The sequence below is a fragment of the Bordetella tumbae genome (genome assembly GCF_965139195.1).
Lineage (GTDB): Bacteria > Pseudomonadota > Gammaproteobacteria > Burkholderiales > Burkholderiaceae_B > Bordetella_A > Bordetella_A tumbae.
The window spans coordinates 72,197-84,473 of record NZ_CBCSJH010000001.1; the positions used below are offsets into that span (position 1 = coordinate 72,197).

Annotated in this window: 10 protein-coding genes and 1 pseudogene; 9 read left to right on the forward strand and 2 right to left on the reverse strand. The window is 60.5% G+C overall.

Annotation, left to right across the window (positions count from 1 at the left end; all coding sequences use genetic code 11):
- From ACNA0J_RS00375 to rpoH, 5 genes and pseudogenes are all read left to right on the forward strand, one after another.
- Nucleotides 1-1,254 (forward strand): dihydroxy-acid dehydratase (locus tag ACNA0J_RS00375; protein ID WP_415816465.1); only part of this gene is annotated, 1,254 nt, incomplete at both ends.
- 4 nt (nucleotides 1,255-1,258) lie between these two features.
- A pseudogene (locus ACNA0J_RS29690) lies at nucleotides 1,259-1,330 on the forward strand (hypothetical protein); the annotation flags it as partial.
- Complete coding sequence (locus ACNA0J_RS00380) at nucleotides 1,330-2,283, forward strand: Gfo/Idh/MocA family protein (RefSeq protein ID WP_415815288.1); 954 nt, start codon at nucleotides 1,330-1,332, stop codon at nucleotides 2,281-2,283. The pseudogene ACNA0J_RS29690 and the gene ACNA0J_RS00380, both read left to right, overlap by 1 nt.
- Nucleotides 2,280-3,128: an SMP-30/gluconolactonase/LRE family protein gene (locus ACNA0J_RS00385; RefSeq protein ID WP_415815290.1), complete on the forward strand. Its 849-nt coding sequence runs from the start codon at nucleotides 2,280-2,282 to the stop codon at nucleotides 3,126-3,128. Before ACNA0J_RS00380 ends, ACNA0J_RS00385 begins: the two co-directional genes overlap by 4 nt.
- A gap of 152 nt (nucleotides 3,129-3,280) precedes the next feature.
- Nucleotides 3,281-4,204, forward strand: coding sequence for an RNA polymerase sigma factor RpoH (rpoH, locus tag ACNA0J_RS00390; RefSeq protein WP_415815292.1), 924 nt, complete (start codon nucleotides 3,281-3,283; stop codon nucleotides 4,202-4,204).
- A 285-nt stretch (nucleotides 4,205-4,489) separates the two neighbouring features.
- Here the strand turns inward: rpoH and ACNA0J_RS00395 are convergent, their stop codons facing one another.
- Complete coding sequence (locus tag ACNA0J_RS00395; RefSeq protein ID WP_415815294.1) at nucleotides 4,490-5,293, reverse strand: phosphodiesterase; 804 nt, start codon at nucleotides 5,291-5,293, stop codon at nucleotides 4,490-4,492.
- A gap of 177 nt (nucleotides 5,294-5,470) precedes the next feature.
- On the opposite strand from ACNA0J_RS00395, the gene ACNA0J_RS00400 reads away from it, so the two are divergent.
- On the forward strand, nucleotides 5,471-8,176 hold the full coding sequence (locus ACNA0J_RS00400; protein ID WP_415815296.1) for a cation:proton antiporter: 2,706 nt from the start codon (nucleotides 5,471-5,473) through the stop codon (nucleotides 8,174-8,176).
- A 3-nt stretch (nucleotides 8,177-8,179) separates the two neighbouring features.
- Here ACNA0J_RS00400 and ACNA0J_RS00405 read toward each other — a convergent pair whose 3' ends face one another.
- A complete protein-coding gene (locus tag ACNA0J_RS00405) occupies nucleotides 8,180-9,007 on the reverse strand; it encodes an NUDIX hydrolase (protein WP_415816467.1) in 828 nt (275 codons plus the stop codon).
- A 248-nt stretch (nucleotides 9,008-9,255) separates the two neighbouring features.
- Between ACNA0J_RS00405 and coxB the strand changes: the two genes are divergently transcribed.
- The 3 genes from coxB to ACNA0J_RS00420 all read left to right on the forward strand — a co-directional run bounded on the left by coxB (nucleotide 9,256) and on the right by ACNA0J_RS00420 (nucleotide 12,273).
- Entirely contained in the window at nucleotides 9,256-10,416 is a 1,161-nt protein-coding gene (gene coxB / locus ACNA0J_RS00410) for a cytochrome c oxidase subunit II (RefSeq protein WP_415815298.1), read from the forward strand.
- Between the two features lie 93 nt (nucleotides 10,417-10,509).
- Nucleotides 10,510-12,129 (forward strand): cytochrome c oxidase subunit I, encoded by a 1,620-nt coding sequence (gene ctaD, locus ACNA0J_RS00415; RefSeq protein WP_415815300.1) that lies wholly within the window; start codon nucleotides 10,510-10,512, stop codon nucleotides 12,127-12,129.
- A gap of 18 nt (nucleotides 12,130-12,147) precedes the next feature.
- Nucleotides 12,148-12,273 (forward strand): cytochrome oxidase small assembly protein, encoded by a 126-nt coding sequence (locus ACNA0J_RS00420; RefSeq protein WP_415815302.1) that lies wholly within the window; start codon nucleotides 12,148-12,150, stop codon nucleotides 12,271-12,273.
- Nucleotides 12,274-12,277: the final 4 nt, after the last annotated feature.

Consider the following 12,277-nt stretch of genomic DNA (forward strand, 5'->3'; position numbering starts at 1 on the left):
AGCGGCGTCCACCGACTTGCCCTCCATCGTCGTGACGGGCGGTCCGATGCTCAACGGCTACTTCCAGGGCGAGCGCGTCGGATCCGGTACGCATCTGTGGCGTTTTTCAGAGGCCGTCAAGGCGGGAGAAATGACGCAGGAGGACTTCCTCCAGGCAGAGCAGTCGATGTCGCGTTCCTCGGGTACCTGCAATACCATGGGTACGGCCTCGACCATGGCATCCATGGCCGAGGCGCTGGGCATGGCGCTGTCGGGCAATGCAGCGATTCCTGCCGTCGACAGCCGTAGACGCGTGCTGGCGCAGTTATCGGGCCGGCGCATTGTTCAGATGGTCAAGGATGACTTGAAACCGTCGGACATCATGACCCGAGTGGCTTTCGAGAACGCCATTCGCACCAATGCCGCGATAGGCGGTTCGACCAATGCCGTCATTCACCTGCTGGCAATCGCCGGGCGCATTGGGGTCGATTTGACGCTGGATGACTGGGATCGTTTCGGGCGGGACGTGCCCACCATCGTCAACCTGATGCCGTCGGGCGAGTACCTGATGGAGGAATTCTTCTACGCGGGCGGATTGCCCGTGGTGCTCAAGCGCCTGGGCGAAGCCGGCCTGCTGCATAAAGACGCATTGACGGTCTCTGGGGGCGCGCTATGGGACGAGGTCAAGGACGTTCGCAACTGGAACGAGAACGTGATTTTTCCTGAAGGCAAGGCGCTGGCGGCCTCGGGCGGCATTGTCGTGCTCAAGGGTAATCTGGCGCCGAACGGGGCAGTGCTCAAGCCCTCCGCCGCCAGCCCCCATCTAATGGTGCATCGAGGACGCGCGGTCGTTTTCGAAGATATCGATGATTACAAGGCGAAGATCAACGACGAGGCGCTCGATATCGACGAAACCTGCATCATGGTCCTAAAGAACTGTGGTCCTCGAGGCTATCCAGGCATGGCCGAAGTCGGCAACATGGGTTTACCCCCCAAGGTGTTGCGCAAGGGGATTACCGATATGGTGCGCATCTCGGATGCGCGCATGTCCGGGACGGCCTATGGCACGGTGATCCTGCATGCCGCGCCCGAGGCGGCAGCGGGCGGCCCGTTGGCTGTGGTGCGCACCGGCGACATGATCGCGTTGGACGTGCACGCTCGATCGCTGACGCTGGAGGTGTCGGACGTCGAACTGGCCGAGCGGCTGGCGGCCTGGCGCCCGGTGCATCAGCCCGTATCTACCGGCTATATTTGGCTGCACCAGCAGCATGTCGGNGGNGCCGATACCGGCGCCGACCTCGATTTTCTGAAAGGCTGCCGAGGTTCGGCGGTCGGCAGGGAGTCTCACTGATGAAAATCGCGCTCGTAGGGGTGGGAAAGATCGCCCAGGCCCAGCATGTGCCTGCCTTGCAAGCCTCGCCGCATTGGCGTCTGGCGGCGACGGTCTCGCAGGAGGGCAGTGTGAATGGCGTCAAGGCCTACACGGATTTCGACCGCTTTCTGGACGAAAATCCCGATATCCCTGTTGTGTCCTTGTGCGTGCCACCCGCGGCGCGCTTTGACTATGCGTACCGGGCATTGCAGGCAGGACGCCATATCATGCTCGAAAAACCGCCTGGTGCGACCCTGGCAGAAGTCGAGATCCTATCCGCCCAGGCTCGGCAGCGCGGGTTGACGATCTACACAACCTGGCATTCGCGCCTCGCGCACGCCGTCGCGCCAGCCAAGGTGTGGCTGGCCGGCAAGACTGTCAGTGCCGCGCGCATCATCTGGAAGGAAGACGTGCGGCACTGGCATCCGGGCCAGGTCTGGGTGTCGCAGCCCGGGGGCATGGGCGTGTTCGATACGGGTATCAATGCTTTCTCCATCCTCACCGAGATCCTGCCTGTGCCCGTGTATCTGCAGTCAGCCTCGCTTGAGGTGCCCGAGAACTGGCACGTGCCTATTGCCGCGCGCTTGCAGTTTTCCGGCAACGTGTATGCAGAGCTGGATTGGCGTCAGACTGGGCCGCAGACCTGGGACATGGAGATCGATACCGACCAGGGTGAGCTTGCCCTGCGCCTGGGCGGCAATGTACTGGAGATCGACGGCAAGGCAGTCGCCGGACAGGACGACATCGCGGGAGAGTACCCCGCGCTGTATGCACGCATGGCCGAGCTGGTGGCCAACGGCGAATCCGAGGTCGACCTGATGCCTATGGTGCATGTGGCCGACGCGCTCAGCCTCGGCAAACGTACGGTGATTCCGCCGTTCGATCTGTCGTCCTCTGCCCACGCATCCGCCGTTACAGGGCTCTCGGCATGAGCACGGTTTTCGACAGCCGTCCTTGTCATCTCGGCGAGGGCGCACTCTGGCATCCCCGGCGCGAAATGCTGTTCTGGTTCGACATTCTGGACAATCGTTTGTTGGGGCGGGGAGCGGATGGTATCTACCAGGCCGAGCTTCCCGAACGGCATTCGGCCGCTGCATGGATCGATGCCGATCGGCTGCTGCTGGCCTCCGAGACGGGTCTGTGGTGCTTTGATCTGGATAGCCGGCAGCGTGTCCGCGTGGCGGAAATCGAAGCACACGACGCCACGACACGCTCCAACGACGGCCGTGCCGACCCATGGGGTGGTTTTTGGATCGGCACCATGGGCAAGCAGGCCCAGTCTGGCGCTGGGGCCCTTTACCGCTTTTTTCGGGGCCGATTGGTACGCCTGAGGGCCGGGCTGACGATACCCAATGCGATATGCTTTGCGCCGGATCGCAGTCTTGCGTATTTTGCAGACACGGCGATTCAGCGGGTGTGGCAGTGGCAACTGGATCCTGAGGGCTGGCCGATGAACGACCCACAGGTGTTCATGGATTTCGCCGCGGCAGGGCTGTATCCGGATGGTGCCGTGACCGACGCGGACGGCGCACTCTGGATTGCGCATTGGGGTGCGGGTTGGGTCGGCCATTATGACGTAGCGGGGACTTGCCTCGCGCGCCGAGATTTGCCTTCACCGCAGCCTACCTGCCCGGCATTCGGGGCTGGCCGCCTGTATGTGACGTCGGCGTGGGAAGGCATGTCGTCACCGGCGCGCGAAGATTACCCGCTGGCCGGCCAGACCTTTGACCTAGGGCCGGTTGCGGGGGCGCGCGACGAGCCCTCCTTTTGCCTGTAATTCTGACCGCCCTGCTGCCGATAGGCCGGAGAACGGTATGACACCGGCATGCCGCCGTGTTGTATGACCCGAAAGGCGTGACTCGCATGGAACTTTGATGCACTGCGGCAGTCGAATTAGCACTCGTATAGATAGAGTGCTAATATCAACTGATGCCCCTGTCAATTTCCCCCTTGGAGGACGCAACCATGAAGCAACCCAGTAGCTCGTTGGCCCTGTCCGGCAACGCCCTGGCGTTGGCCGTTGCCAATCCAGGTTCACTAGGTACGATCGAAGCCTACATCTCGGCCGTCAACCATCTGCCGGTGCTGACCGCCGAGCGCGAAACTGAGCTCGGCCGTCGTTTGCGCGACCAGGACGATCTCACGGCCGCCCGCGAGCTGGTGCTGTCGCACCTGCGTCTGGTGGTATCCGTGGCGCGTCAGTATCTAGGCTATGGCTTGCCCCATGCCGACCTCATCCAGGAAGGCAACGTCGGCCTGATGAAGGCCGTCAAGCGCTTTGACCCGGAACGCGGCGTGCGTTTGGTATCGTTCGCCGTGCACTGGATCAAGGCTGAAATTCACGAGTTCATCATCCGTAATTGGCGCATGGTCAAGGTGGCCACCACCAAGGCGCAGCGCAAGCTCTTCTTCAATCTGCGCAGCATGCGTCCTGATGGCCATACGCTCGACCCCGAGCAGGTCGATCGCATTGCTCAGGAACTGAACGTGCGTCGCGAAGACGTCAGCGAAATGGAGATCCGCCTGTCAGGTCGCGATCTATCGCTGGAAAAGCAGGATGACGAGGACGAGGCCTATGCGCCTATCTCGTATTTGTCCGACGAGGGCCATGCAGAGCCGACCCGCGTGCTTGATCGCCGCGAACACGATGATCTGCAAGGCCAAGGCTTGGCGAACGCCTTGCAAGCCCTGGACGCACGCTCGCGCCGCATCATTGAGGCGCGCTGGTTGCAAGATGAGGGCGGAACCACGCTGCAAGAGCTCGCCCAAGAGTTCGGCGTTTCTGCAGAGCGCATTCGCCAAATCGAATCCGCTGCGCTAAAGAAAATGCGTGGCGCCTTGGCTGCAGCCTGACAGTCGATTTTGTGGTGCAGAAAGCCCCGGCATCGCGATGCCGGGGCTTTCGCGTTTTGGCGCCGGCTTATTGTTGCAGCATAATTTTTATAATAGACACATTTTGATTCAATTTTCTGCCGCGGTAGACCCCTGCCGCAGGAAACTTATTCGACGCGCCAGAGACTAAATACCTGTAGACCGCAATTGCCGCATCCCGGCGTGTAGTCTTGCATCCGTTTCGGCTTCTCCTCTTCCCCTCCCCTATGAAACGGATGCTTGCAGGGCACCTCGCATATCGGTGCCCTATTTTTTTGCCTGCAGCCAGGCGGCGTCACTCAGGCGGCGCACCCCGGTCGCCAGCGATCCATCCCGATACAGCTTGAGCCATCGGTACCCCGGCGGGGAATCGTCCAGCACATGCTGGCCGTCACGAATGCTGAACTGAAAGCACGTCGAGGGGGTGGCTAGCAGGCGCATGTGATGGCGGCGCCGGTCAAATGCCTGATGGACATGGCCCCACAACAGCACGCGTGCGCGCGGCAGGTTGGCCAGACGCTGAAACAGCGTTTGGGCATTGTCGACCATCATCTGGTCAGGAAAACTGCTGTCCATCTGTACCGGGTTATGGTGCAACGCCACGAGTATGTGCCGATCTCCCGCCAACGCCGATGCTTGTTCCAGCAGATCGAACTGCTCATCACTGATATGGCCCGCGTTCGAGCCAGGTACCGTGGAGTCCAGCAAAATGATGCGCCAGGCGCCGATGTCCGTGACGGGCTGGGCCCAGAGTCCCATGGTTTCACGCAGGGCGTGCACATCGTCATGATTGCCCGGCAGGCAGCGCACCGGCCAGTCCGTCTGCTCCAGCAGCTCGCGCAGGCGTTGATAGGCCTGCACAGAGCCGTCCTGCGACAGATCTCCGGTCGCCAGCAATAGGTCGGGGCGGTGTCCGTTGGCGCGAACCAGATCCATCACCGCGCGTAAACTGGCATCGGTGTTGACCTGGCACATGACGCTTTCTGGTTCGGCCATCAGATGTAAATCCGTCAGCTGTACCAGCAGTGTGGGGGCGTCGGCGCGGCCCGCGCTGGAAGTCGAAGCCGGCAAGAGGCCTCCTGAATATCCAATAAAGCTCAGTACCATACCCAAAAAGCGCCCCACCGGACCATTTGAATAAGCAAGACCCGTAACGAAACGTGCGCGGCAGCAGCACGTCCGCAGGAAGGCCGTAAAAAAAGCTATCCTTGTTCTCTGTCTGATACGTTTGCGGCTTGTGCACCCTTCATGGATATAGGTTTTATTGTTTTCGGTTTATCCGGCCTACTCACATTGGTGTGCTTCATGCCGCCCTTGGCCGGCCGCGTCAAGCTGCCCTATTCGGTCCTATTGGCCATTGTGGGCTGCTTGTTGGGTATCGGGCTGCACTTGCATGGTTGGGCTCCCCCCGTGCTGGGGGATCTGTTCGACACGATCGAGCGTTTCGAGATTTCGTCCGAAACCTTTTTGATGGTGTTCCTGCCTGTGCTGTTGTTCGAAACCGCCCTGGCCATGAACGTGCGTCGCTTGATGGACGATATCGGTCCTATTTTGATGATGGCCATCGTGGCGGTGGTGGTGTGTACCGTCGTGGTCGGTTTTGCCGTCAATGCCGTGTCGTCATACGGGCTGGTGGCTTGCCTGCTGCTGGGGGCTATCGTGGCCACGACGGATCCGGTGGCCGTGGTGGGGATATTTCGCGAGGTGGGGGCGCCCAAGCGGTTGACTACGCTCGTCGAGGGCGAAAGCCTGTTCAACGATGCCGCGTCGATCGCGCTGTATTCCGTGCTGCTCGCGGTGCTGGGGGGCACAGGTACGCTGTCAGTCAGCGGCATATTCACTGACTTCATCGTGCACTTTGTCGGCGGCGGGTTGGCGGGCTATGTCATGGGCCGTGGGGCATGTTTTCTATTTGCCTGGTTGCGCGGGTTCCCGACCGCCGAGATCACGCTGACGCTGACGTTGGCCTATCTGTCTTTTTTCATTTCCGAGCATTATCTGGGCGTCTCGGGTGTGGTCGCCACCGTGATTGCGGGGCTGGTTGTGGGCTCGACGGGACGGACCCGCATGTCGCCCGTGACGTTCGAGCATCTGGCCAGTTCCTGGGAGCAGTTCGGGTTTTGGGCGAATTCGCTGATCTTTATTTTTGCCGCGATGCTGGTCCCCAAGCTGATGGCCGCGACCGATCTGCAAGAGTTGCTGCTGGTCGTGGTCGTCTTTGTGGTGACGCTGCTGGCACGCGGCATCGTCGTGTTCGGCCTATTGCCGCTGCTCGGATTGACGCCGCTGGGGACGAAAGTCAGTACGCCTTACAAGCTTGTCATGATGTGGGGAGGCCTGCGAGGCGCCGTATCATTGGCTTTGGCGCTGGCCGTGACAGAGCAGGCGGCAGTGCCCGAGGACGCGCGGCACTTTATCGCAGTCGTCACGACGGGCTTCGTGCTGTCGACCTTGTTTGTTAATGGCATGACCTTGCGTCCGTTGATTCGCATGCTGGGGTTGAACCAGCTGTCGATGGTCGAACGCACGATCCGCAATCAAGCACTGGTCGTCGCACTCGAGAGTCTGCAGGACAAGTCTGATGACATCGCCAAAACAGACCATATCAGCCCCGAGGCCCGTGATCGTATTCACGCGGTGTTCGATGCGAGCCTGGCCAGCGTGCACGATGGTCAGGTGAGTCAGATGACCGACGAGCAACGCGTTGCGGTGGGGTTGGTCATCCTGGCACAGCGCGAGCAGGAAATGTTCTTTGATATTCTGAAAGCGCAGATTGTGGATTGGCGCATGGCGGAATCCTTGCTGGCCCGGTCCGAGCGCCTGGAGGATGCTATACGCTCGGGAGGCTTGGAGGGCTTCGAACGCGGCATTGTGGCGGACGTGCGTTATTCGCGAGCATTTCGCCTGTCTCTGCGCATGCATTACACATTCGGCTTTCAAAGCTGGCTGGCCTATGAATTGGGGCAGCGTTTTGCTAGCCTGTTGACTAAGCAATCCGTGGCTCAGCGGCTGATTGTCTTTTCGCGAGAACAGATCGCACCGTTATTGGGTGAGACAGCCGCTCAACAGATCGTGGCGGTACATCAGCGGCGCCTGGATCTGATTGCCCATGCATTGCAGGCTCTCAACCTGCAATACCCTTCATATGCTTTGTGGCTGCAAGAAAGTTATTTGGGCCGCACGGCGCGCGAGCTCGAGCGCATCCGCTATCACGACATGTTGGAACAATTCCTCATCAGCGGCGAGGTCTATGCCGATTTGATGAACCAACTGAAGAGCCGTTGGCGTCACATCGATAAACATCCCCCCTTGGATATGGAGCTCGGCGCTGCGGAATTGATTACTCGGGTGCCCTTGTTCGAGGGTTTGAGTGCGGATTCATTACGTGCCATCAGCCGGCTTCTGAAACCGCGTCTGGCCTTGCCCGATCAGCCTGTCTTGACGCGTGGCCGGCATGGTCTGGAAATGTGTTTTGTGGCCTCTGGTGCGGTGGCCGTACAGTTGCCTGACGGTACGGCGATCGAGTTGGGCAGTGGTGAGTTCTTTGGCGAGCTGGCGCTATTGGGCGAGCAGCAAATCACACCCGATGTGTATTCGTTGGGCTACAGCAAGCTGCTGATGTTGTCGTTGCGCGATTTCGAGGCCCTCTTGGCGCGGGACGTGAATCTGCGCGAAAGAGTCCAGGTCGTGGCCAAACAGCGCTTGCGCGCCATCGAAGTCTGGCGGCAGTTTTCCCAGACTGGGACGACGTCGCCCTCGGCGACACCCGTGCCTCAGGTGACTGCGCCACTGCCTGAGACGCCTTCCGCGTCCGCCACGGCAACGTCGTCAAATCCGGCGTCTACAGCGGTATCCGAGGAGGCCCCATCGTCGAAACCCGCGCCTGGGGCTGGGCCCGTGGACGAGGCGCGGCCAACACCGCCGTCGCCCCCTGCCGCTGCACCAGAGGCCTGAGCGTCAGATTTCGCCGTGAGCGCGGCGCTGCGTGACGTCTTCGAGGATCACCAGTGCCGCTTCGACGGTGAATTCACCATCGGCGATCTGACGCACGGCATCGGCAACCGTGATTTGGGCGATTTCCATGACTTCACCATCCTGGTTCGCCGGTTGTGTGCCAACCGGCAGGACGCAGGTGCTGGTCAACAGGTCCTCGACCTGATACCCCTCCGGCAAACGCCGCTGCACGCGCAGTATCGTGCGCAGCGGCGTGCGTGTTGTCAGGGACGCGGGCGCGAGACCGGCCTCCTCTGCGCACTCTCGCAACAATCCTTGTTCCAGATCTTCTTCGGTGCTGACCAGGCCGCCCACCAATGTGTCCCACATGCCGGGATCCGTGGATTTGCTGAGGGCGCGTCGCGCCACCCACAACCGGCCATCAGGGGTCCAGGCATTCAGGTGTACCGCGCGCGTCAACAACCCGAGCGGACGCATTGCCGCTCGCTCGATGATGCCCAGGCATCCCTCGGGGCCGATGACATCCATCAACTCGTCGCGCCAGCCGCGCAGGCAGTCCGCCTCGCGCAGCGTTTGCGCAACGTGGGCCAGCAAGCCGTTCAGTTCGGGGCCGACGGATAAGCCCGCACCGATACGCAGCGCATCGGTTTCTACCCGCACGTGCGCCAATTGTCTGAGCGCATCACAGGCGGCATGCGTCGCCCAGCCGCAACACTGGTTGGCGATGTACAGTGGCCGGGCCAACTCGGGGGGCGGCTCTTGTACACGTTGCTTGAATTGCGTGTACAGCGCGGCCATATGGGCCGGTTCGTCATGAAAAGAGGTCGTCAACATGAGGGGATTTTAGTGCACCGCGCGTGCCGCGGACGGGCCGATCGCGCACAGTTGTGTATGATGCTAGAGCGCTGGATAACATCGGCGGTGGTGCGTCCGCTATAATTCCGCGGTTCTTTGTGATTCGAGTGGGGTAAACCGACTTCGAGTCTGTTTCGCACCTGCCGTCTTAAATAATTGCGTGCATTCCGCCCTCTCGCGGCTAAGCGGGCGCGGAAGAGCCCGCGACATGTTTCGGAGTAAGCATGAAGAAGTGGTGGAGAGGGATACTGGGCGCCTGTGTATTGCTGTTTAGCTGTGCCGTTGGTGCGCAGGTACAAGACATGCCCGGCGGCCCAAAAGTTGATCAGCTGAATCTGCACGAAGGCGTTACTCAGATAGCACAGGATGTCATGTGGCTCCATTGGCTGCTGCTGATAATCTGTGGTGTGATTTTCATTGGCGTCTTTGGCGTCATGTTCTACTCCATTTGGGCGCACCGAAAATCACGCGGCCATAAAGCGTCCACCTTTCATGAGCATCTGGGCGTCGAAGTCGCCTGGACTGTCATCCCGTTCATCATCGTGATTGCCATGGCGCTGCCGGCTACCAAGACGGTCGTCGCCATGAAAGACACGTCCAGCCCCGACCTGACCGTCAAGGTCACGGGCTATCAGTGGAAATGGGGCTACGAGTACCTCGATGGCCCCGCCGCCGGCGTCAAGTTCCTGGCGACATTGTCCACGCCCCGCGCCCAGATCGAGGGTCGCGAGCCCAAGGGCCAGTACTATTTGATGGAGACCGACAACCACCTGGTGGTGCCGGTTGACAGAAAAGTCCGCATCGTCCTGACGGCGGGCGATGTCATCCATTCCTGGATGATTCCCGACTTTGGCGTCAAACAGGATGCCATTCCCGGATTCCTGCGCGACACCTGGTTCCGTGCACAAAAACCTGGCATTTACCGGGGCCAGTGCGCAGAACTCTGTGGCAAGGATCACGCCTTCATGCCTATCGTGGTCGAGGTTCTGCCTCAGGCCGAGTACGAGGCCTGGGCCGAAGACCAGAAAAAGAAACTGGCTGCCAACGCCGATGATCCCAACAAGGAATGGACCAAAGAAGAGCTCATTGCCCGCGGCGAGAAAGTCTTTGGCGCCAACTGTGTGGCCTGTCACCAGGCCAACGGCAAGGGGGTGCCAGGTTCATTCCCTGCACTTGACGGCGACAAGACCGTGCTAGGTCCCAAGGACGCGCAATTGCAGACGGTGTTGCACGGCCGTCCCGGTACGGCGATGGCGGCCTTTGCCGGCCAACTGAACGACGTTGAAATCGCCGCCGTCATTACCTATACGCGCCATGCCTGGAGCAACGCGGGCAAGGGCCAAGACCCCGTGGTACAGCCCAAGGATTCGGTGGCAAAGCGCTAGTCGCCAGCCCCGGCCCTTGTTGTAGTCGCACCCGTTACGAGACACGACCGGCCCCGTCAAACGAGGCCGGCACATAGCAGGAAGGAGTCGATCATGAGCAGCGTCACTGTAGACCACGTGTCGCCAGGCCACGGACAGGGCCACGACCACGGCCACGATGACCATCACCACGCGATCCCCACGGGATGGCGCCGCTGGCTATTTGCGACCAACCACAAAGACATCGGGACGATGTATCTCATCTTCTCGTTTGTCATGCTGCTGGAGGGAGGCACGCTGGCGCTGTTGCTGCGTACCGAACTCTTTGAGCCCGGGCTGCAGTTCTTTCAGCCTGAGCTGTTCAATCAGTTCACCACCATGCACGGTCTGATCATGGTGTTCGGCGCGATCATGCCGTCATTCGTGGGCTTTGCAAACTGGATGATTCCGATGCAGATCGGCGCGTCCGACATGGCTTTTGCCCGCATGAACAACTTCAGTTTCTGGTTGCTGCCGGTGGCGGCCATCATGCTGACGACATCGTTCTTTGTCCCGGGCGGCGCGACGGCCGCCGGCTGGACGCTGTATGCCCCGCTGTCGGCTCAGATGGGCCCTGGCATGGATCTGGCTATTTTTGCCGTGCACATCATGGGTGCGTCGTCCATCATGGGCGCGATCAACGTCATCGTCACGATCCTGAACATGCGTGCGCCGGGCATGACGCTGATGAAAATGCCCATGTTCTGCTGGACCTGGCTGATCACCGCGTTCCTGCTGATTGCCGTGATGCCTGTGCTGGCAGCCGCTATCACCATGGTGCTGACGGATCGCCATTTCGGCACTGGCTTTTTCAATGCGGCCGCGGGGGGTGACCCGGTGCTTTATCAGCACGTGTTCTGGTTCTTCGGGCATCCCGAGGTCTACATCATGATCTTGCCGGCGTTCGGCATCGTGTCGGCCATCGTGCCCGCCTTTGCCCGCAAAAAGCTGTTCGGCTATGCCTCCATGGTGTATGCGACCTCGGCGATCGCGGTGCTGTCATTCATCGTGTGGGCTCACCACATGTTTACGACCGGCATGCCTGTCACGGGCCAGTTGTATTTCATGTACGCCACCATGTTGATTTCCATCCCGACCGGGGTAAAGGTCTTCAACTGGATCGCGACCATGTGGCGCGGCTCGATGACCTTTGAAACCCCGATGCTGTTCGCGGTGGGCTTTATCTTCGTGTTCACCATGGGCGGTTTTACGGGTCTGATCCTGTCGGTCGCGCCCATCGATATCCAGGTGCACGATACCTATTACGTGGTGGCGCATTTCCATTACGTGCTGGTGGCGGGCTCGTTGTTCGCTCTGTTTGCAGGCGCCTATTACTGGGTGCCCAAGTGGACGGGCCGCATGTACAACGAAAAGCTCGGCAAATGGCATTTCTGGTCGACGCTGATTTCGTTCAACGTGACGTTCTTCCCGATGCACTTCCTGGGTCTGGCCGGCATGCCGCGCCGCTATGCGGACTATGCGGCGCAGTTCACGACGTTCCACCAGATCGCGACCATCGGCGCATTCTGGTTCGGCCTGTCGCAATTGCTGTTCCTGTACGTCATCCTGCGTTGCTACCGTGGCAAAGGCGAGGTTGCTGCCGCCAAACCCTGGGAAGGCGCCGAAGGCCTGGAATGGACCGTGCCGTCGCCGGCGCCGTTCCACACCTTTGAAACGCCGCCCGAGGTCAAGTAAATCGATTCGCAGGTTGTCATGACTCCACAACAACGTCGCCGTAACCGGATTGTCGGGTTGATTTTGCTGGCGCTGGTGCTTGCCATCTTTGCCTGGACCTTCTTTCGGGGCTCGGCGACGCTGGGCGGCGTAGCCGTCAAGTAGGTAA